Source organism: Fundidesulfovibrio sp. YSD1 (genome assembly GCF_055397115.1).
This window is the reverse complement of sequence record NZ_AP043666.1, coordinates 1,975,890-1,994,935: the sequence shown is the minus strand read 5'-3', so window position 1 is coordinate 1,994,935 and position 19,046 is coordinate 1,975,890. Positions and strand designations below refer to the sequence as shown.

Here is a 19,046-nt window from a genome sequence, read left to right as displayed (position 1 = left end):
CCGGAAGCCTTCCCGTTTTCCGGCAACCGCCCGGGGCTTCGCGCGAAGCCCGGGCCGATCCTCGAGGTTCCCTGCATGTCCGAGCATCGCGCTCACTGCGATACCGGCCACGGTCCGCACGCCTGCACGCGCGGCCAGACCGCGTCCCTGGCGCTGGCCGCCCTGGGCATCGTCTACGGCGACATCGGCACCAGCCCCCTCTACACGCTCAAGGAATGCTTCCACGGCCCCCACGCCGTGGCCCCGGACCACGCCAACGTCCTGGGCGTGCTCTCCATGGTCTTCTGGTCGCTCATGATGGTGGTGAGCTTCAAGTACGTGGTGTTCATCCTGCGCGCGGACAACAAGGGCGAGGGCGGCATCTTCGCTCTCCTGGCCATGCTGCGCGGCGGCCCCGCGCGCACGGGCAGGCACTGGGGGCTCATGCTTCTCATGGCGGCCTTCGGCGCGGCGCTCCTCTACGGCGACGGCGTGATCACGCCGGCCATCTCCGTGCTCTCGGCCGTGGAGGGCCTGGAGGTGGCCACGGCGGCGGCCAGCGACTTCATCGTGCCCATCACCTGCCTGGTGCTGGTGGGGCTCTTTCTTTCCCAGAAACACGGCACCGCGGCCATCGGCAGGGTCTTCGGCCCGGTGATGATCCTCTGGTTCACGGTGATCGGGGCGCTCGGGCTGGCGGAGATCATCCAGCGCCCGGACATCCTGGCCGCGCTGAACCCGGCGCGCGCCGTGGAGTTCTTCGCGCTCAACCACCTGCACGGCATCGTGGTGCTGGGCTCCGTGGTGCTCTGCATCACGGGCGGCGAGGCCCTCTACGCGGACATGGGCCACTTCGGGCGCGCGCCCATCAGGCTCTCCTGGTACTGCGTGGTGCTGCCCGGGCTTCTGCTCAACTACTTCGGCCAGGGCGCGCTCCTGCTGGACGAGCCCGCCAAGGCCTTCAACCCCTTCTACGCCCTGGTGCCCGAGGCGCTTCTCTACCCCATGGTGGCCCTGTCCACGGCGGCCACCATCATCGCCTCCCAGGCGCTCATCTCCGGGGTGTACTCGCTCACGCAGCAGGCCATCCAGCTGGGCTTCACCCCGCGCATGCACATCGTGCACACCTCGGAGCGCGCGGCCGGGCAGATCTACATGCCGAGCGTGAACACCATGCTCATGATCGCCTGCCTGGGCCTGGTGCTGGCCTTCAAGGAGTCGAGCAGGCTGGCCGCGGCCTACGGCATCGCGGTCACGGCCACCATGGCCATCACCTCCGCGCTCTACTTCGAGGTGACCAGGCTCAACTGGAAGTGGAGCCTGTGGAAGGCCCTGCCGCTTCTCGTGGTGTTCCTGTTCTTCGACCTGGCCTTTCTGGGCGCGAACCTGCTCAAGATCGTGGACGGGGGCTGGTTCACCCTGAGCCTGGCCCTGGCCGTGCTCACGGTGATGGTAACCTGGCGCGACGGCCGGGCCTACCTGGCCAGGCACTACGCCAACATGCGCATGCCCGTGGACGCCTTCCTGCGCTCCATCGCGGAGTACAGGCCGCAGCGCACCTCGGGCACGGCCGTGTTCATGTCCATTTCGCCCGAGGGCGTGCCCCACACCCTGCTGCACCACTTCAAGCACAACGAGGCCCTGCACGAACGCGTGGTGCTTCTCTCCATCGTGTCCGCCGAGGTGCCCCAGGTGGAGCCGGGCGAGCGGCTGGCCATCGAGGACCTGGGCCAGGGCTTCCACCGCATCCTGGCCCGCTACGGCTACATGGAGACCCCGCGCGTGCCCGAGATCCTGGAGCTGGCCACGCGGATGGGGTTGCCCATGGACGTCTACTCCACCTCGTTCTATCTTGGCCGCGAGACGCTTCTGACCACCGGCGACGCGCCCATGGCCCAGTGGCGCAAGAAGCTCTTCGTGTTCATGTCGCGAAACTCCTGGAACGCCACGTCGTTCTTCGGCATCCCGCCCGGGCGCGTGGTGGAGCTCGGCAACCAGGTGGAAATCTAGTCCGGCGGCGCGCCGAGAGCGCAGGAGGCAGCGAGCGATGGAAAGCCTGACGGTCAGGACCGCGCGCAGGGAGCAGATGCTGGCCATCACCGGCCAGGTGCAGGAGATGATCGAGCGCAACGGCTGGCGCGAGGGGGTGCTTTTCCTGCACTGCCCGCACACCACGGCCGGGCTCACGGTGAACGAGAACGCCGACCCGGACGTGGTCAAGGACATGCTGGACACGCTCGCGCGGCTCGTGCCCGTGGACGCGGGCTACCGCCACGGCGAAGGCAACTCCGACGCGCACGTGAAGGCCAGCGTGATGGGGCCGGGGCTCACGCTCATCGTCAGCGAGGGCAGGATGAGGCTTGGCACCTGGCAGGGGGTGTTCTTCTGCGAGTTCGACGGCCCGAGGACCAGGCAGGTCTGGGCGCAGTGGATCGGGGCGTAGAAAGCAAAGCGCCGTCCGCTTGGACAGGGGACGGCGCGAAGCGGAAACGGGTCCAGGGAACGTTGTTCCCTGGCGGGAGAGGGCCGGAGAGGGCGGAGCCCTCTCCGGTTGAATCTTCTCGCGTTATTCTTCCTTCAGGGCTCGCGTCATCAGTTCGCGCACGGCCTGCCCGGGGTCCTTGTCCTCGTAGAGCACGGCGTAGACCTGCTCGGTGATGGGCAGCTCCACCTTGATCTTCTTGGCCAGCCCGTGCAGGGCCTGGGTGGTCTTCACGCCTTCGGCCACCATCTTCATCTCGCCAAGGATGTCCATGAGCTTCTGCCCGCGCGCGAGCCTCCTGCCCACCTGGCGGTTGCGCGAGAGGTCGCCGGTGCAGGTGAGCACCAGGTCGCCCAGGCCGGAGAGGCCCATGAAGGTCTTGGGGTCGCAGCCGAGCTTGGCTCCGAGCCTGCCCATCTCGGCCAGGCCGCGCGTGATCAGCGCCGCGCGGGCGTCCGCGCCGAAGCCCAGCTCGTCGGAGACTCCGGCCGCGATGGCGATGATGTTCTTCACCGCGCCGCCGAGCTCCACGCCCTTTACGTCCTTGTTGGTGTAGACGCGGAAGTAGTCCGTGGCGAAGAGCTCCTGCACCTGCTTGGCCAGGTCCTTGTCCTTGCAGCCCAGGCTCACGGCCGTGGGCATGCGGCGGATGACCTCGTAGGCGAAGCTCGGGCCGGAGATCACGGCGTAGCGGTACTTGCGCCCGCCCATGACCTCCTCGCAGACCTCGGACATGGTCTTGCCCGTGTCGATCTCGATGCCCTTGTTCGCGCAGACGATGGCCGCGTTCTTGGGCAAAAGCTCGCGCATCTCGCCCAGCACCGAGCGCATGAACTGGCAGGGCACGGCCATGAGGAAGAGGTCCTTGCCAGCGCAGGCCTGCTCCAGGTCCATGGTGGCCTGCAGGTTGGGGGAGAGCTTCACCCCGGGCATGTACCAGGTGTTCTCGCCCTTTGACTTGATCTCGGCCAGAAGCTCCATCTCGCGGACCCAGATGGTGACGTCCACGCCCTTGTGGGCCAGAAGGTCCGCCAGGGTGGTGCCCCAGCTGCCTCCGCCGATCACTGCGACTTTCATACGCTCTCCTAGAATGATGGGGGAACGCGCACGGCGGCGCGTCTCGTCGTGATTGCAACTACCACATGAACCCGGTAGAGATAAAGGCGTTATCGGCACTGCCCGAAGGAGCCCAGATGAAGAAAGCAAAAGAGTTCACCGAAACCCAGAAGCGCGTCCTTTCCATAGTCCAGGGCGATCTGCCCGACGGCCCGGAGCCCTTCGCCGAGGTGGCGCGCCAGGCCGGGGCGACACTGGAGGAGGTGCTCGAGCTCATCTCCGGGATGAAGGAGCGCGGCGAGATCAGGCGCTTCGGGGCCACCCTGCGCCACCAGAAGGCCGGGTACGGCTGCAACGCCATGGTGGCCTGGTTCGTGGACGGCGAGGACATGGAGCGCATCGGCGAGTTCATGGCCGCGCGCCCCGAGATATCGCACTGCTACCACCGCGTGAACTGCATGGACTGGCCCTACAACCTCTACACCATGGTCCACGCCAGGACCCGCGAGGAGTGCGGCGAGAAGGTGGCCGAGCTGGCCAGGCTCTCGGGCCTGGAGGAGTACGACGTGCTGGAGAGCCGCAAGGAGTTCAAGAAGACCAGCATGCGGTACTTCTAGCCATGGCCGTTCTGCCCAAGGACATCTTCGAATACATGTCCAAGCGCGTGCTTGGGCAGCGCGAAGTGCTGCGGCTCATCTCGGTGGCCGTGTACAAGCACGTCTCCGGGATACGGGCGGGCAACATCCTCCTGGTGGGCAACTCGGGCACGGGCAAGACCACCATCATGAAGACCATCCACCGCTTCTACCTGGAGCACGACGACCTTTCGTCGTTTCGGGTCATGGCGGTGCTGAACGCCAACATCCTGGCGGGCGAGGAGGGCGACATCCGCACCGCCCGGCTCTTCACCGCCCTGGAAGCGGCCGTGAAGAAGCAGTACGGCGAGAACGTGGACCGCGAGACCATGCGCCTGGGGCTCCAGAACGCCACGGTCTGCTTAGACGAGGTGGACAAGATCTCGGCGCGCATCTCCGGCAAGCCCAACCCGGTCGGCATCGCGCTCCAGCAGGCGCTTCTGACCATTCTCGAGGGCGAGACCATCATGGTGCCCGTCACCGTGACCGAGGACGGCCGCGAGGTGGCCACCCACGTGCCCGTGGACACCGGGCGCATCCTCTTCGTGTGCGGCGGGGCCTTCGAGGAGCTCTACGACCAGGTCTACGGCCTCATCGTCAACCGCAAGGACGACCGCAGGCTCAGGGAAACCACGGAAATCCAGCGCACCGGCGAGGGCGAGGTGCGCGTCACGGCCGTGACCCGCTTCAAGCTGGTGGACTACCTGCGCCTCTCGGACATGTTCACCTACGGCATGCTGCCGCAGTTCCTCTCCCGCTTTTCCTCCATCGCCATCCTGGACGACCTCTCGCGCGACGACCTGGTGCAGATCATGCTCTCGGCCGAGGATTCGCCGCTTCGGCATTGCCGGGAGTTCTTCGCGTCCATGGGGATCGATCTTCGCGTGACCCGCGAGGCCCTGGACATGATCGCAGAGCACGCCCTGCGCAACACGCGCATCGGCGCGCGCGCCCTGCGCGAGATCTTCAGCCGGATCATGGCCGAGGCCGAGTTCGACCCCTTCGGACAGCCCAAGCTCCAGAAAGACGAGAAGGGCCATTCCTTGACCCTGGACCGGGCCATGGTGCAGGAGCGCCTGGCCAGGTAGCCGGGCCGTTTGCGTCCGTGGCTAGGGTGAAACCCGCGAAGCCGGACGCCGGGGTCCGGGGGCAGGCACTGCCCCCGGCGGGTGCAGGGCGGAGCCCTGCGTCTTGATCCCTCCCCTCGTCAAAAAAAAGAGGACGCCTCCCGGCGTCCCCCACTCCGAAACTCTTCTTCGTCCGCGCTCAGGCTTTGGTCCGCGCGATGAGCCCCTTGAACACCTCGATGACGAGCTGGTCGGTTCTGTTGGAGGCCTGGATTATCTTGTCGATCTCAGCGGTGCGCTGGGTGGAGCGCGCGGCCAGGTAGTCGAGGATCACCTCGTTGACCTGGATGGCGTCCGGGATGCGTATCTTGGAAATGTCCGATGGCGATGACATGACTCGTTCCCCTGTTTCCTGCGAGCGCCAAGACGACAATGGCTCTCTTCCCGGCTCTTATCGGCGGTGCGGCGGGGTACTTTAGGGCGGGTCGGAAAAAATCTATTCGCCCCCGGCCTCGGCCCAGACCGTGTCCCACCAGGGCTTGAACGCCGCGCCGGTGAGCAGGCAGGGGCCGATGACCACGTCGGGCTCGAAGGTCCAGAGCGTGACCCCAGGCACGGAACCCAGGAGCAGCGCGGCCTCCGGAGTGGCCAGCACGTGCGGGGCGCGGATGCGCTGGGCGTCGGCCGCGATCATGGCCTGGTCCTGCGGGGTGAAGCGGTGGGAGTCCGGGAAGATCACGCGCAGCCGGGGCGGCAGCTTCAAAAACTTCTGGCAGGCCTTGGCCGCCACGTCCTGGTTGGACTGGGCCGCCACCAGCAGGTAGGGCGCTCCGTCCAGGTCCTGGGCGGTCCTGCCGTCCAGGCTCCTCAGCCGCCAGATGCTCGGGTGCACGGTGAACACAGGCCTGCCGAGCGCGGCCAGGCGGCGCTCCGCCAGGGGGCGGCGCTGGGGCAGTTCGTCCGGCCAGAGGTGCAGCACGAAGGCCGAAGCCCTGGCCAGGGCGCTTACGCCCTCGCGCCAGGAGCCCGCAGGGAAGGTGCGGTTCCAGCCCTTGTCCAGGTCGTGCGCGCCCATGAGCACGATGTCGGCCGAGCGCTTGAGCGAAAGGCTGGAGAAGTGGTCGTGCGCGATGAGGAGCCTCGGGGCCTCGCCCGGGGCCTTGAGCGCGGCCTTGCACGCGCGCACGGGGTCGCGGTCGGCCAGGATGGCGGAGCCCGGGCGGTAGCGGGCCAGCAGCGCGGCGTCCACGCCGCATTCCTGAACGGGGGTCTCCGGGGTGACCTCGAGCGGGGAGCTCGAAGGCTGGGCTCCGCGCGTTCCGGCCAGCAGCGCCGCCGGTATCCCGTGCGCCCTGGCCCAGCCCAGGAGCCAGGCCGAGACCATCACCTTGCCGCGCGAGAGCGAATCGATCCCGCCCACGCCCACCGTGGGCACTGGCGGGGCGAAGGCGCGCAGCAGGCCCTTGGAGTAGAGCCGGGCCCTGGCGCGCATGGCCATGGAGACGAGGGCCGCGGGCGGGGCCAGCAGATGGCGGAACCGGTGTTGCCAGGCGTGCATGTCCTGCATGGGGAGAAAGGCCGGGGAGCTTTCGGGCTCCCCGGCCGGGCGTGTGTTATTCGCGGTTGCCCGAGAACAGGCGCAGCATGATCAGGAACAGGTTGATGAAGTCCAGGTACAGGGTCAGCGCGCCGAGGATGGAGCCGCGCCGGATGGCGGCGGCGTCGCCCATGGGGGCGTTCTCGCCCATGTCCTTCAGGCGCTGGGTGTCGTAGGCGGTGAGGCCGGTGAAGATGAGCACGCCCACGCAGTCGATGATGAAGCGCATCATGGAGCTCTGCAGGAAGATGTTCACCACCATGGCGATGAGCATCCCGATGAGGCCCATGAAGAGGAAGCTGCCCAGCGAGGTCAGGTCGCGCTTGGTGACCATGCCGTAGACGCTCATGGCCAGGAACATGCCCGCGCTCACGGCGAAGGCCGAGGCGATGGTGGTGGCCGTGTAGGCTATGAACACGCCCGAGAGCGTCACGCCGTTCAGGGCGCTGTAGGCCAGGAACATGCCGGTGGCGGTGCCCGGGGCCATGCGGTTGATGCGCGCCGAAAGCATCATCACCAGGCCCAGCTCCGCGAGGACCAGCACGATGAGCGCCACGGGGTTGAAGACCAGCTTGAGAAGCGCCGGGCTGGAAGCCACGGCCACGGCCACCACGGCGGTCAGGCCGAGGCCGGCGGCCATCCAGCCGTACACGCCGCGCATGAAGGCGCTCAGCGCCTGCGCGCGGGACATGGACTGTTGCGCGTTGAAGGCGTTGTACATGCCAAATCTCCTTCTGATGATTCCGGGAAATAACGGTTAAATAGTCCCGGTTCGGGGTCCGGGCAACCCCGCCGAAACAAAAACCATCATGCACCAAAAAAGTCTGGTTGCCTAGATGGATCGATTCTAAGCGGGGCGCGGGCGAGGTTTCGCGCCTGTTGCCGCGCCAAGCGGCCGGGGGCGCGCGTTCACGGACAACGACCGGTCCGGGGACGTCGCATGGGCCAAGGACATGAACAAGATTTCATGAACGCCGTACCGCATTGGCGCGGCAGCAAGGATGCATGGGAAGGGTGGCGCGGTCCTGTGCGTTTCAGCCGCCGTCGGCTTCGGCGCCGTTCTCGCCCGGCGCGTCTTGGGCGCATTGGGCCCTCGCCTCGGCCAGGGCCAGGGCCGTGACGTCGAAGTGCTGCACCACCAGCGACTCCACCTCGCCGTCCGGGCCGAACACGGGGTGGATCACGGTCTCCAGCCAGAAGTCCACGTCGGGCGAGCCCACGTGCGTCTTGGAGGTGTTGAACACGTAGCGGGGCATGCGCACGGTCTCGCCCGTGAGGGCCCGGGCGAAGTACTCCGGCACGCCCAGCAGGATCAATTGCGGGTCGTTCAGCACGGTGAAATCCGGAGGCAATTCTCCGCCGCGCATGGCCTCTTGGGCGGCCTTGTTCACGCGCAGGGCGCGGCCCTGGGGGTCGCACCAGATCTGGATGACCGGGGAGTTGTCGAAGGCGGAGCGGAACGCGTCCCGCTCGGCCTTGAGCCTGGCCGTGACGAGCCTACGGGCGGCCTCGGCGGCCTCGCGCCCGGAAAGCTCCCTGCGCAGCCGCCTGATCTCGGCGTGCAGGTCATCGTGGGACATGCCGGAAACGTCGGGTGAATCCATGGTGCACCGGGAAGGAACGTATAAGGCGGCCTATCACGGGTTCGTGAGGGCCGCAACGCCCGGGTCCGCTTCAGCCCTCCGGGCTGTCCAGGGCGTCCATGATGCCCTGGGGGTCCAGGAGCGTGATGCGCCCGCGAGACACCGCGATGAGCCCGCGCTCCTCGAAGGCCGAGAGGGTCTCGCTGATGGTCTGCTGGCAGGAGCCGGTCATGGAGGCCATCTGGGTCTGGGTCAGGCGCACGGGCACCTCGGCCGCGCCGCCCCTGGCCTGGGCGATCTCGTCGCGGCTCAGGCACAGGAGGAGTTTCAGGACCCTGGTGGGCACGCCGCAGGTCATCAGGTTCTCGAGTTGGCCGGAAAGATAGCGGATGCGCCTGCCCAGCACCTCCACCACGCGAAGCGCGAGCCGTGGCTGGGCCAGCATGAGCGAGAGGAAGTCCTCGCGGCCGATCTCCAGGAGCGAGGCGTCGGTCATGGCCTGGGCCGAGCACTTGCGGCGCTCGCCGCCCACCACCTCGGCCAGGCCGAACATCTCGCCGGGGGAGCGGATGAAGAACGTGGGCTCCTTGCCGTGCAGGGACACGCGGAAGATCTTCACCGAGCCCTCGTGCAGGAAGAAGCAGCGCGTGCCCGGGTCGTTCTCCAGGAAGACCAGCTCGTTGCGCTTGACCTTCCTGCGCGCCGCGAGCGCGCGGAAGGCCTCGAACTCGCGGTCCAGGCCGTCGAAGAACCCGCCCTTGATCAGGTGCCAGTCCACTTTGTTTCCACGGTCAGGCATGCCCCAAGCATAGACGCCGGGAGCGCCGCGTCAAGCCCGACGGGTCTAACCCCGCCCGCGCCGTGTGGTGGCCGGGCGGGCGGGGCCGGTCGAGGGGCTGGCGCGATCAGCCCTGGGTCTTCAGGCGGTTGCGGTACTTGTAAGTCACGGTCTGGCCGTGGATGTCGGTGCATTTCCAGGTGATGCTGTCCTTGCCCATGAAGGGGGTCAGGGTGGCCTTGTGGTAGCCCAGCTGGTACGGGATGCGCGTCTCGATGGCGTTTCGCGGGCACATCTTCACGCAGGACATGCAGTCCCAGCAGTCGCGCGAGGCGTGGCAGTGGGACTTGCCGTCCTCGCCCACGTACATGAGGTCGCCCGGGCAGGCCTCCTCGCAGAACGACTCCTCGCGGCCTTCGCAGCCGTTGCATTTCTTGGGATCGACGACAGGGGGCATGGTGTCCTCCTTCCTGAATTGTGTCTGTTGTTCGCGCTACGGCTTGTACCTGTCCCCGGGCACGATCTGCTCGTAGGGACGGGTGAAGGTCTCGATCTCGCCGGTGGCCAGGTTCTTGCGGCTCTCCACGTGGCAATCGTAGGCCGGGTCCGTCTCCGGGTAGTCGGAGCGGGTCTGCCAGCCCTGCCAGCGCGTTTCCTTGCGGAACTTGAGGTGGTGGCAGAGCACCTCGGCCACGTCGAGGCGGTCGACCACCTCGTGCACGCTCATCAGGTCGTGCAGGTCCTGGGCCTTGAGGAAGCGCACCTGGTCCTTGAGCATGGCGATGTGCTTCAGCGCGTAGTCCAGGCGCTCCTCGTTGGTGCGGTAGAACTGGCTGGTGCCGCCCGCGTACTCGTCCATGAGCCGCTGCAGGCGCTCCTCCATCTCAAGGGCCTTCAGGCCGTCGAAATCCGCGCCGCGCAGAAGCGGCTCGAACACGCGGGCCTTCTCGGCCTCGACCTGGGCCGCGTCGGGCTCGGCGTGCCCGAGGCCCTGGATGTACTTCACGGCCCCGCGCAGGGCGAGCTTGCCCTCGGCCGCGCAACCGCCCACGAACTTGTTCGGGTTGCCCCCGGCGGTCTCGCCGGCCGCGAAGAGCCCGGGCACGGTCGTCATGCGCTCCATGTCCACCCAGAAGCCGGACTGGGTGTGCCCGCCCACGATGTAGGGGTCGGAGCCGTAGATCTCGATGGGCTCCTTGACCGGGTCCTGGCCCCGGCTGGCCAGGAAGAGCACGAAGCTCGGGCGCTCGTTCAGGTAGTCGGTCATCATCTGCTGGGCCAGTTCCGGGTCCATGCCGCGCGTGTCGCAGTAGGTGGGCCCGCGCCCGGCCAGCCACTCCTCCATGGGGGCGTTGGCGCGGATGTAGCGCGGGGCCTTGTCCGCGCCAAGGTGGGCGTAGCGCTTCTGCATGATGCGCTCGCCCTTGGCGTTGATGATCGGGGCCTTGTAGCCCACGGAGATGGTGTCCACCGGGCCGCAGAAGTCCTTGGTGCGCGTGGCGACCCAGCGCTGCTCCATGGAGGTCATCTCCGCGCCCTGGCGGATGCCCACGGCGTAGCCCGTGCCCACGCAGTAGGGGCACATCCAGATCTGGTGGTGGCTGTCCGTGGCGTCGGCCGTGTAGGACTTGTACAATCCGGCCGCGCCGCCCGTGGCGTTGATCACGGCCTTGGCCCGGAACACGTAGAACTTGCCGTCGCGCACGCCGAAACCCAGGGCCCCGGCGCAGCGGCCGCCGTCCATGAGCAGCTGGGTGCAGACCACGCGGTTGTACACCTCGGCCCCGGCCTCGATGGCCTTCTCGGCCATGATGGGCTTCAACTGCTCGCCGTGGATGGAGATGTCCCACGCGCCCCGGTAGCGGATCTTGCCTTCGGCGTCGCGCAGGATGGGCAGGCCCCAGCGCTCCAGGTCGTCCACGGCCTCGTTAAGTTCCTCGGCGTTGGAGAGGGCCAGGTCCTCGCGGATGGGCCCGCCGCCCACCTGGGAGCGGCACCAGCGCACCAGGTCCTCCGGGGTCTTGCCCTCGGGGATGTAGGTGTTGATGGCGTCCATGCCAGCAGAGCACGCGCCTGAGCGCATGATCTGGGCCTTCTCCATGATCACCACCTTGAGCGAGGGGTCGATCTTGGCCGCTTCCACGGCGGAGAAGCACCCGGCGTTGCCGCCGCCGATGATGAGGATGTCGCAGTCCACCCGGACGGTCTCTACCGCGTCCAGGGATGCGGGGTTCTTTGCCATGCGTGGCATGAGTTCTCTCCTCCTAGTAGGGCCAGGGGGCGTTGGGGTTCCAGACGGGCAGGCCCAGGAAGGCGTACCATGGGGCCATGACGCAGATGCCGTAGGCGATGGCGATGAGGATGCACACCCAGCCCGCCTTGGCGTAGTCGGCCGTGGAGAAGGTGCCCGTGCCGTAGGCGATCACCGCCGCCGTGATCTGGGTGGGCAGCAGATAGGCGTAGGTGTCCGTGTCGCAGACCAGCAGGGTGAAGGCCACCGGGTGCAGGCCGACCTTGGGGGCCATGGCGAAGACGATGGGCGCGAACATGGCCACGGCCGCCACGTTGGAGAGCATGCCGATGCGCATCACGTGCGTGCCCACCATGAGCACCAAAACCGTCTGCCACCAGCCCATGCCCACCACCATGTGGTGGATGATGTCCGCCAGCCACCCGGCCAGGCCGGACTTGGTCATGGCGTCGGTCATGGTGATGGCGCCGCCGAGCAGGAGGAAGGTGCCCCAGATGGTGCGGTCCTGCACGGCCTTCCACTTGAAGGGGAAGAGCCCGGGCACGAAGAGGATCATGATGCCGACGAGCCCGATGATGCCCAGCTGATGCTCGTGCAGCACCAGAAAGCTGCCCTTGCCGGTCATGAAGAGAAAGGCCACCAGGCCGAACACGGCGAGCATGGTCCACTCGGCGCGGCTCATGGGGCCCAGTTCCTCGTACTTGCGGCGGATCTGCTCGTGGCCTCCGGCGATGGACACGGACTTGGTCTTGAAGTGCAGGCGCACCCACCACTGGGTGAGCACGAACATGCCCAGGTAGGGGAACTGGAGGACCATCCACTGGAAGTAGCCCAGGTTGCGGTAGCCGTTCTTCTCGAAGAGCCCGGTCATGATCAGGTTGGGCATGTGCGCCGTGAGGATGAACACGCCGCAGATCATGCAGCCGTAGACCATGGACTGGATCACGATGGCCTTCTTGGCCTCGCGCTCCTCGGGGGTGTCGCCCAGAAGGCCGGTGATGCCCTGGATCACGGGCATGAGCGTGGCCGCGCGGGCGTTGGCCGCCGGGATCAGGAAGGCCAGGACGATGTTCACGCCGAACATGCCCCAGATGATCCGGCCCACGTTGTTGGCCTTGATCCTGTTCAGGATGGCCAGGGCGATGCGCTTGTCCATGTTCAGGAGCTGGATGATGGCCCCGGCGAAGAACGCGAACAGGCACAGCCAGATCTCGTGGGTGGTGAAGCCCGAGAACACCTGGCCCAAGGGGGGCCGCCCGTTGTTCCAGGGGATGCCCTTGGTGAGGATGAGGAGCGTGGGCACCGAGATGCCCGTGATGCCCACGGGCATGGCCTCGGACACCCACATCACCGAGGCCCAGACCAGGATGGCCAGCACGGCCATGCCTTCGGGCTTCAGGCCCTCGGGCAGAGGCAGCACCTTGTAGATGAGGAAGAAGAGCGCCCAGGCCGCTACATACCCGGCCCAGGTCGCCGCGGGGCTCTTCCCGCAGACGGTGAGGTTCTCGGAAATGTACGTCCCGAGCCCTCCCTTGCATGAATTGACGGTCCCGACTGACCCGTTGGCCATGCGCCACCTCCCTGGAGTTCCGCCCGTGGCGGGATTGGATGGTGGCCCTCTAGCCCGGGGAGGGAAAGCGGACTATCGCGCGGGCGATAGAACGGGAAAAATGGCGCAAGCGCACATATTTTCCTGGCGAGGCGGCCCGGGAAACGGCTAGAGGGCCGGGTTTTCGGACAGAAATTCCATGAAGGCGAGCTCCGAGGCGAGCATGTCCGCATCGCCGCGCCGCAGCCACTCCGAGAGCCAGCCGAAGCGCGTGGCCAGGATCATGGGGGCAAGCAGGGGGGCTTGCCCGTCCGGGAGAAGCCCGCCACGGCGCGCGGCTTCGAGCAGGGCGGCGGCGAAGGGGGTGGCGAGAGAACCGCCCTCCATGGCCAGGCAGCCCAGGCAGTTGGCCAGGTCGTAGAGGGCAGGGCGGACACCGGCGAACTCCCAGTCGATCACGGCCAGGACTTCGCGGCTGCTCCAGACCACGTTCAGGGGGTGGATGTCGCCGTGGCAGAGCGCCGTGGGCAGCGAGCCCCAGGCTTCGAAAAGTTCTTCAAGCGTGGGCAGCAGGGCCAGCGCGCGGGCGTGGACGCAGGCCAGATCCTGCGCGGCGGACGCGGCGGATTGTCCGCCGGGCAAGGGGCGGCCCCTCCCGGCAGGCTTCGTTGGCGCCAGGCCGCGAGCGGGGGGACAGTGCCCCTGGCGCTCGCCTTGGCTCCCGATGCGCCGGATGAGCTCCCTGACGTAGGCGGGCAGGTGAAGCTCGAAGAGTCCGTCCGGGAGCCGCAGCCCGCTCGAAGCGCGGCGCAGCCCGCAGAGCCAGGCCCCCAGGGCGCGGCCCATGCCCGCGTTTTCCAGGTAGCCGGGTTGAGGGAGCGGGACACCCTGGAAGAAAGGGGAAAGCTGCCAGCGACGGCCCCAGTCGGAGACGACGAAATTACCCGCGCCCGAGCGGCGGTGCGGAGCCAGGCAGCCCAGGCCGCGTCCTTGAAGCGATTCGAGCAGAAGGCCCATGGCCTCGCGCCGGACATGCTGGCCCGGGCCGAGCTGTTCGAGCAGCCAGAGCCGCCCGGCGTCGTCCTCCACCACGCGCCTGGCCACGCAGCGCTCCGGGCTGCCCGGGATGGCGATGTCCTGGCGCTGGCGCGTGAAAGCGACGCCCCAGTTGGCGAGAAGGTTCGTGGTCAGGGGCATGCGGGCGGGCAGGTGAAAAAAGCTCGGGCGGGCTCGCCGGCGGCGGACCCGGAAGTCTCCGGTTGCGAGGCGGCGGTTTCGCCGCCCCCTTCTATTCCTCTTCCAGCGTGGACAGGTCCCCGGCCGAGCCGCCGGTCTCCTCGGCTTTCAGGAGCCGTCTCAGTATCTTGCCGCTCTTGGTGTGCGGCAGGTGGTCGCGGAAGGCGATGGCCTTGATGGCCACGAACGGCCCGAGTTCGCGCTTCACGTGGGCGGTCAGGGCCTTTATCAGCCCGTCCTCGCTGTCGAAGTCCTTTTCCCAGCCTTCGGCGCGCACCACGAAGCACTTGGCGGACTCGCCCTTGATGGGGTCGGGCACGCCCACCACTGCGGCCTCCACCACGGCCTTGTGCGCGGTCAGCGCGGCCTCCACCTCGGCCGGGCCGATGCGGTGCCCGCCGATGTTCAGGACGTCGTCCGCGCGGCCCTGGAACCAGAAGTAGCCGTCCTCGTCCTTGCGGGCCACGTCGCCCGCGAAATACACGCCCGGGATCTTCTCCCAGTAGGCCTTGCGGTAGCCCTCGTCGTCGTCCATGAGCGTGCGCGCCATGGCGGGCCAGGGCTGCCTGACCACCACGAACCCGCCCTTGTCCGGCCCGGCGGGGTTGCCGTGGCGGTCCACCACGTCCACGTCCACGCCCGGCAGGGGCCGCCCGGCCGAACCGGGCTTCAGAAGCGAGATGGGCAGCGGCGAGACCATGAACATGCCCGTCTCGGTCTGCCACCACGTGTCCAGGAGCGGGCATTCGCTGCGCCCGATATACTTGTGGAACCAGACCCACGGCTCGGGGCCTATGGGCTCGCCCACGCTGCCCAGCAGCCTCAGTGTCGAGAGGTCGTGCTTCCTGGGGTACTGGCCGCCGTAGCGCATGAGCATGCGGATGAGCGTGGGCGTGGTGTAGAGGATGGTCACGCCGTAGCGGGCCACGATGGCCCAGAGCCTGTCCGCCTGGGGGTAGAGGGGGTGGCCCTCGTAGAGCACCACGGTGGTGCCCGCCATGAGCGGCCCGAACACCACGTAGCTGTGGCCCGTGATCCAGCCCGGGTCGGCCGTGCAGAGGTAGAGGTCCGTGGGTTTCACGTCCATGACCCAGCGGTAGGTGGAGTGCACGCCCACCATGTAGCCGCCGTGGGTGTGCAAAAGCCCCTTGGGCTTGCCCGTGGCCCCGGAGGTGTAGAGCAGGAAGAGCGGGTCCTCGGCGTCCATGACCTCGGTGGGGGCCTGGGGACGCTCCTGGCGGATCAGGTCCTCGTAGCGCAGGTCGCGCGGCTCCACCATGTCGAGCTCCACGCCCGCGCGGTGTACCACGATCACGGACTCAACGCAGTCGCAGCCCTCTCCGAACAGGGCCTCGTCGCACACGGACTTCAGGTTGATCACCCTGCCGTTGCGGTAGAAGCCGTCGGCCGTGACGATGATCTTGGGCTTGCAGCTCTCGATGCGCTCGCGCAACGACCGGGCCGAGTAGCCCGCGAAAACCAGGGTCTGCACCGCGCCTATCTTGGCCGCGGCGAGCATGGCGATGACGGTCTCGGGCAGGGGGGGGAGGTAGATGACGATGCGGTCGCCCTTCTGCACGCCCATGGAGCGAAGCGCGTTGGCGAAGCGGCAGACCTCTCGGAAGAGCTCGTAGTAGGTGTACTTGCGGCACTCGCCGGACTCGCCCTCCCAGATGATGGCCAGCTTGTTCTTGTTGGCCGTGAGGATGTGGCGGTCCAGGGCGTTGTGCACCAGGTTGCACTTGCCGTCCACGAACCACTTGAAGAAGGGCGGGTTGGAGTCGTCCAGGACCTGGGTCCACTTCTCGAACCAGTCCAGCTCCGAGGCCTGCTCCTCCCAGAAGAGGCGGTAGTCCGCCTGGGCGAGGCTGCACGCGGCCTTGAGCTCGGCCTGGCCCATGTTGGCCTCGCGCACCACCTGGGGCAGGGGGCGGAAGACGCGCTCCTCCCTGAGCAAGCTATCGACGAGACCGGTTTCCATAAGACACTCCTGCGTGATCTCCCGGGGCGCGTGCGCGCCGGGCGCCCCGGTCCGGGGCCGGGGCGTTTGGGATCCCCCCTCGATCTCGCGGGGTTTTGCCCCGCGCGAAGCGAAAAATTACAGGCCCAGCACCTGCTTGAGCTCGCCGATGCGCCGCCTGCTGATGGGCAGCTCGATGCGCGTCTTGCCCTGGGTGCGCAGCATGAACTGGCCCCCGGGCAGGCTCGCGATCTCGGTGACGGCCTCCAGGTTGACCAAAAACTTGCGGTGCACGCGGAAGAAGCCGTGCGGCCCCAGGCGCTCCTCCAGGTTTTTCAGCCTGTAGGAGGTCAGGTACTTCTGCTGCGCCGAGTGCACGAAGGAATAGTCCTCGTAGGCCTCCACGAAGAGGATGTGCGGGTAGGGCAGAAGAAGCGTGCGCCCGTCGAGCGTGATGGGCAGCTTCTCGATGTCCACGGGCTTCTTCTTGTGGCTTAGGTCCCAGGCCTGCTTGAGCGCGGTGAAGAACTGGCCTTCCTCCTCCTCCTCGATGGGCAGGGAGAGGGTCTGCTGGTCGTCCTGGGCCGCGGCGGAGCGCTCCTCGGGCCAGGCTCCGGCGGGCTGGGCCTGCTTGAAGCCCGGGGTGAGCCCGCGCAGGCGCGAGAGCGTCATCTCCAGGCGCTGCGGGGTCACGGGCCAGACGAGGTAGTCCACGGCCCCCATCTCGAAGGCCTTGCACGCCTGGGACTCGTCCTCGGCCACGAACACCAGGGCCGGGCGCTGGCGGCGGCCCGAGAGCATCTGGGCCAACTCCATGCCCGAGGTGGGGCCGGGCAGGCCCGGGCTCACGAAAAAGACCCCGTAGGGGATGGCCTCGAGCATCTCCAGGGCCTCGAAGGCCGTGGCCGCCTCGCCCAGCACGCGAAGCGGCTCCGCCCCGGCCAGCAGCTGGCGAAGCCCGGCGCGCACGGCCGGGTCGGCATGGACGATGAGGGTTTTCACCTGAGGCATGGATGCGGGCTCCCCGTATTCCCTCCCTGGTAGCGGGAAACGGCCGCTCGGGCAAGGGCGGGCTGCGGTTGCGCCCGGGCCCGCGCTCGGGGGGCGATGGCTGGGTGTTCGCGCTATCCGTTATCTCGATTGTACTTATCTAAAATCACGATTTAGGAGTGTCGCGGGTGTATCGGGCGGGCCCGCGCGGGGTCCGGTCTGGCGTCAACCAGCACAGGCGGGAGGAGGCATGGAAAACGGGGACGGCGGTTTTTGCCGCAGGGGATTTTTGAAGACCATGGCCGGTTCGGCCGCGGCCCTGGCCACGCTGGGCGCGCCGCTCACGGACGCGCGCGCCCAGGCGCACGGGGGCAAGCTTTTGCAGGTGTGGTCCTGCGGGGGGCTGGCCGAGGCCATGAACCCGGCCAACGAGCTCTTCAAGAGCCGCACGGGCGCGCGCATAAGCTACACCGGGGCCTTCGCGGCGGCGCTCGGCAAGTCGCTCCTGGGCAGCGCCACCACCGAGGTCTTTGCCGGGCGCGTGCTCGACCTGGCCAAGAAGCTGCGCCAGTCCGGCAAGATGGCCTTCTTCGAGCCGCTTTGCTTCACCAGCTACGTGATGGTCACGCCCAAGGGCAACCCGGCGGGCATCGCCAAGGTGGAGGACATGGCCCGGCCCGGGGTGAAGGTGGTGCTCGCGCCGGAGGCCTCCCCGCCCGGGGGCGCGGCCGCGCTGGCGCTTTTAAAGAAGGCCGGGGTGCAGGAGGCGGTGATGAAGAACTGCGTCACCCTGGGCTCCTGCGTGCAGCGCACCATGGACGACGTGATCTCCGGCAAGGGCGACGTGTCCATCGTGGAGCTCCGCGTCACGCGCATCCCGCAGTTCGCGGGCAAGGTGGAGGTGGTGGCCCTGCCCGAGGCCCTGTTCCCGCCACCGCCGCTGACCTTCACCATCGGCGTGATGAAGCACGCCAAGGACGTGGAACTGGCCCGGGAGTACGTCTCCTTCATGACCTCGCCCGAGGGCCAGGCGTTCTTCGAGCGCGCCGGGTTCGTCCCGGCCTTCTCGGACAAGGGCAGGCAACTGGTGGAAAAACTGGGGGTGAAGGATGTCTGAGAGCGTTGCCGCCAGCGCGCCCAAGGCCGTGCCCGGGCTGCGAGTCACCGTCTGGCGCAGGCTGACCCAGCTGGCCATGCTCGGGCTTCTCGGCCAGTGGTCGTTCTACGGAATCTTCCGCTGCCCGTTCATCGTGCCCTACGTGAGCTGCCAGAACTGCCCGGTGATCACCTGCCACGGGCGCATCCTGACCATGTTCTGGGGCTTCTGGCTGCTCCTGCCCGCGAGCGCCCTGCTTCTGGGCCGGGCCTTCTGCGGCTGGGCCTGCCCGGGCGGGCTCATGAACCAGATGCTCGGCAAGCTGGCTCCGTTCAAGGCGCGCGTGCGCACCAGGCTCGCGGCGTGGGCCTCCTGGGGCGGCTGGCTGGCCCTGGCCGGGTGTTTGTACGTGTGGCTTTACATGGGCCAGCCGCGCACCAACGTGCCCATCCGCGTGGGCGAGTTTTTCGGTTCCGTGGCCCTGACCTTCGAGCACGCGGAACTCTTCTGGCTGGTCAGGACGTTCACGGTGCTGGGACTCGTGGCCCTGGGCCTCGTGGTGGCCGGCTTCTGGTGCCGCTTCGCCTGCCCCACCGGCTCCGCGCTGGACGCGCTGCGGCGCTTCTCGGTGCTCGGGATGTACAAGACGAGCGCCTGCAACGGTTGCGACAAGTGCCTGCGCGTGTGCGAGATGGGCACCCGCCCGGGCGAGCGCGGCTGCACCAACTGCGCCGACTGCCTGGGCTCCTGCCCCGAGGGGGCCATCGGCTTCGGCAGGAAGTCTTGA

18 protein-coding genes are annotated in these 19,046 nt (G+C 67.8%); 6 read left to right on the top strand and 12 right to left on the bottom strand.

The window, feature by feature from the left end; translation table 11 throughout:
* Positions 1-75: 75 nt before the first annotated feature.
* Both ACZ5V4_RS09285 and ACZ5V4_RS09280 read left to right on the top strand, forming a co-directional pair.
* Positions 76-1,989: a potassium transporter Kup gene (locus tag ACZ5V4_RS09285; protein WP_464314569.1), complete on the top strand. Its 1,914-nt coding sequence runs from the start codon at positions 76-78 to the stop codon at positions 1,987-1,989.
* Positions 1,990-2,026: 37 nt separating this feature from the next.
* Positions 2,027-2,422, top strand: a complete 396-nt coding sequence (locus ACZ5V4_RS09280; protein WP_464314568.1) for a secondary thiamine-phosphate synthase enzyme YjbQ — start codon at positions 2,027-2,029, stop codon at positions 2,420-2,422.
* A 123-nt stretch (positions 2,423-2,545) separates the two neighbouring features.
* Here the strand turns inward: ACZ5V4_RS09280 and ACZ5V4_RS09275 are convergent, their stop codons facing one another.
* Positions 2,546-3,538: an NAD(P)H-dependent glycerol-3-phosphate dehydrogenase gene (locus ACZ5V4_RS09275; RefSeq protein ID WP_464314567.1), complete on the bottom strand. Its 993-nt coding sequence runs from the start codon at positions 3,536-3,538 to the stop codon at positions 2,546-2,548.
* Between the two features lie 116 nt (positions 3,539-3,654).
* Here ACZ5V4_RS09275 and ahbB point away from each other — a divergent pair, with 116 nt between their 5' ends.
* On the top strand, positions 3,655-4,134 hold the full coding sequence (gene ahbB, locus ACZ5V4_RS09270) for a siroheme decarboxylase subunit beta (RefSeq protein ID WP_464314566.1): 480 nt from the start codon (positions 3,655-3,657) through the stop codon (positions 4,132-4,134).
* Between the two features lie 2 nt (positions 4,135-4,136).
* Positions 4,137-5,240, top strand: a complete 1,104-nt coding sequence (locus ACZ5V4_RS09265; protein ID WP_464314565.1) for an AAA family ATPase — start codon at positions 4,137-4,139, stop codon at positions 5,238-5,240.
* Between the two features lie 178 nt (positions 5,241-5,418).
* Here the strand turns inward: ACZ5V4_RS09265 and ACZ5V4_RS09260 are convergent, their stop codons facing one another.
* The 11 genes from ACZ5V4_RS09260 to ACZ5V4_RS09210 all read right to left on the bottom strand — a co-directional run bounded on the left by ACZ5V4_RS09260 (position 5,419) and on the right by ACZ5V4_RS09210 (position 17,184).
* The gene (locus ACZ5V4_RS09260; protein ID WP_464314564.1) at positions 5,419-5,613 is read right to left on the bottom strand and encodes a hypothetical protein; all 195 of its coding nucleotides are present in this window, start codon (positions 5,611-5,613) and stop codon (positions 5,419-5,421) included.
* Positions 5,614-5,715: 102 nt separating this feature from the next.
* Positions 5,716-6,786 (bottom strand): tetraacyldisaccharide 4'-kinase, encoded by a 1,071-nt coding sequence (locus tag ACZ5V4_RS09255; protein WP_464314563.1) that lies wholly within the window; start codon positions 6,784-6,786, stop codon positions 5,716-5,718.
* Between the two features lie 46 nt (positions 6,787-6,832).
* Positions 6,833-7,537 carry a Bax inhibitor-1/YccA family protein gene (locus ACZ5V4_RS09250; RefSeq protein WP_464314562.1) on the bottom strand — a complete coding sequence of 235 codons (705 nt, stop codon included), beginning with the start codon at positions 7,535-7,537 and terminating at the stop codon, positions 6,833-6,835.
* Between the two features lie 313 nt (positions 7,538-7,850).
* The gene (locus ACZ5V4_RS09245; RefSeq protein ID WP_464314561.1) at positions 7,851-8,396 is read right to left on the bottom strand and encodes a PAS domain-containing protein; all 546 of its coding nucleotides are present in this window, start codon (positions 8,394-8,396) and stop codon (positions 7,851-7,853) included.
* Between the two features lie 94 nt (positions 8,397-8,490).
* The gene (locus tag ACZ5V4_RS09240) at positions 8,491-9,177 is read right to left on the bottom strand and encodes a Crp/Fnr family transcriptional regulator (protein ID WP_464314560.1); all 687 of its coding nucleotides are present in this window, start codon (positions 9,175-9,177) and stop codon (positions 8,491-8,493) included.
* Between the two features lie 127 nt (positions 9,178-9,304).
* On the bottom strand, positions 9,305-9,634 hold the full coding sequence (locus ACZ5V4_RS09235; protein ID WP_464314559.1) for a 4Fe-4S binding protein: 330 nt from the start codon (positions 9,632-9,634) through the stop codon (positions 9,305-9,307).
* A 36-nt stretch (positions 9,635-9,670) separates the two neighbouring features.
* Entirely contained in the window at positions 9,671-11,428 is a 1,758-nt protein-coding gene (locus ACZ5V4_RS09230; protein ID WP_464314558.1) for an adenylyl-sulfate reductase subunit alpha, read from the bottom strand.
* 13 nt (positions 11,429-11,441) lie between these two features.
* Positions 11,442-12,998 carry an SLC13 family permease gene (locus tag ACZ5V4_RS09225; protein WP_464314557.1) on the bottom strand — a complete coding sequence of 519 codons (1,557 nt, stop codon included), beginning with the start codon at positions 12,996-12,998 and terminating at the stop codon, positions 11,442-11,444.
* A gap of 147 nt (positions 12,999-13,145) precedes the next feature.
* Positions 13,146-14,174, bottom strand: coding sequence for a phosphotransferase (locus ACZ5V4_RS09220; RefSeq protein ID WP_464314556.1), 1,029 nt, complete (start codon positions 14,172-14,174; stop codon positions 13,146-13,148).
* A 91-nt stretch (positions 14,175-14,265) separates the two neighbouring features.
* A complete protein-coding gene (gene acs / locus ACZ5V4_RS09215) occupies positions 14,266-16,194 on the bottom strand; it encodes an acetate--CoA ligase (protein ID WP_464314555.1) in 1,929 nt (642 codons plus the stop codon).
* A gap of 117 nt (positions 16,195-16,311) precedes the next feature.
* Positions 16,312-17,184, bottom strand: a complete 873-nt coding sequence (locus ACZ5V4_RS09210; RefSeq protein ID WP_464314554.1) for a LytR/AlgR family response regulator transcription factor — start codon at positions 17,182-17,184, stop codon at positions 16,312-16,314.
* A 229-nt stretch (positions 17,185-17,413) separates the two neighbouring features.
* Between ACZ5V4_RS09210 and ACZ5V4_RS09205 the strand changes: the two genes are divergently transcribed.
* The gene (locus ACZ5V4_RS09205; protein WP_464314553.1) at positions 17,414-18,280 is read left to right on the top strand and encodes a substrate-binding domain-containing protein; all 867 of its coding nucleotides are present in this window, start codon (positions 17,414-17,416) and stop codon (positions 18,278-18,280) included.
* A complete protein-coding gene (locus tag ACZ5V4_RS09200; RefSeq protein ID WP_464314552.1) occupies positions 18,273-19,046 on the top strand; it encodes a 4Fe-4S binding protein in 774 nt (257 codons plus the stop codon). The genes ACZ5V4_RS09205 and ACZ5V4_RS09200 overlap by 8 nt, the downstream gene beginning before the upstream one ends.

Coding starts and splice junctions, on each gene's coding strand:
- ACZ5V4_RS09285 (WP_464314569.1), top strand. CDS start 76: ATGTCCGAGCATCGCGCTCACTGCGATACCGGCCACGGTCCGCACGCC.
- ACZ5V4_RS09280 (WP_464314568.1), top strand. CDS start 2,027: ATGGAAAGCCTGACGGTCAGGACCGCGCGCAGGGAGCAGATGCTGGCC.
- ACZ5V4_RS09275 (WP_464314567.1), bottom strand. CDS start 3,538: ATGAAAGTCGCAGTGATCGGCGGAGGCAGCTGGGGCACCACCCTGGCG.
- ahbB (WP_464314566.1), top strand. CDS start 3,655: ATGAAGAAAGCAAAAGAGTTCACCGAAACCCAGAAGCGCGTCCTTTCC.
- ACZ5V4_RS09265 (WP_464314565.1), top strand. CDS start 4,137: ATGGCCGTTCTGCCCAAGGACATCTTCGAATACATGTCCAAGCGCGTG.
- ACZ5V4_RS09260 (WP_464314564.1), bottom strand. CDS start 5,613: ATGTCATCGCCATCGGACATTTCCAAGATACGCATCCCGGACGCCATC.
- ACZ5V4_RS09255 (WP_464314563.1), bottom strand. CDS start 6,786: ATGCAGGACATGCACGCCTGGCAACACCGGTTCCGCCATCTGCTGGCC.
- ACZ5V4_RS09250 (WP_464314562.1), bottom strand. CDS start 7,537: ATGTACAACGCCTTCAACGCGCAACAGTCCATGTCCCGCGCGCAGGCG.
- ACZ5V4_RS09245 (WP_464314561.1), bottom strand. CDS start 8,396: ATGTCCCACGATGACCTGCACGCCGAGATCAGGCGGCTGCGCAGGGAG.
- ACZ5V4_RS09235 (WP_464314559.1), bottom strand. CDS start 9,634: ATGCCCCCTGTCGTCGATCCCAAGAAATGCAACGGCTGCGAAGGCCGC.
- ACZ5V4_RS09230 (WP_464314558.1), bottom strand. CDS start 11,428: ATGCCACGCATGGCAAAGAACCCCGCATCCCTGGACGCGGTAGAGACC.
- ACZ5V4_RS09225 (WP_464314557.1), bottom strand. CDS start 12,998: ATGGCCAACGGGTCAGTCGGGACCGTCAATTCATGCAAGGGAGGGCTC.
- ACZ5V4_RS09220 (WP_464314556.1), bottom strand. CDS start 14,174: ATGCCCCTGACCACGAACCTTCTCGCCAACTGGGGCGTCGCTTTCACG.
- acs (WP_464314555.1), bottom strand. CDS start 16,194: ATGGAAACCGGTCTCGTCGATAGCTTGCTCAGGGAGGAGCGCGTCTTC.
- ACZ5V4_RS09210 (WP_464314554.1), bottom strand. CDS start 17,184: ATGCCTCAGGTGAAAACCCTCATCGTCCATGCCGACCCGGCCGTGCGC.
- ACZ5V4_RS09205 (WP_464314553.1), top strand. CDS start 17,414: ATGGAAAACGGGGACGGCGGTTTTTGCCGCAGGGGATTTTTGAAGACC.
- ACZ5V4_RS09200 (WP_464314552.1), top strand. CDS start 18,273: ATGTCTGAGAGCGTTGCCGCCAGCGCGCCCAAGGCCGTGCCCGGGCTG.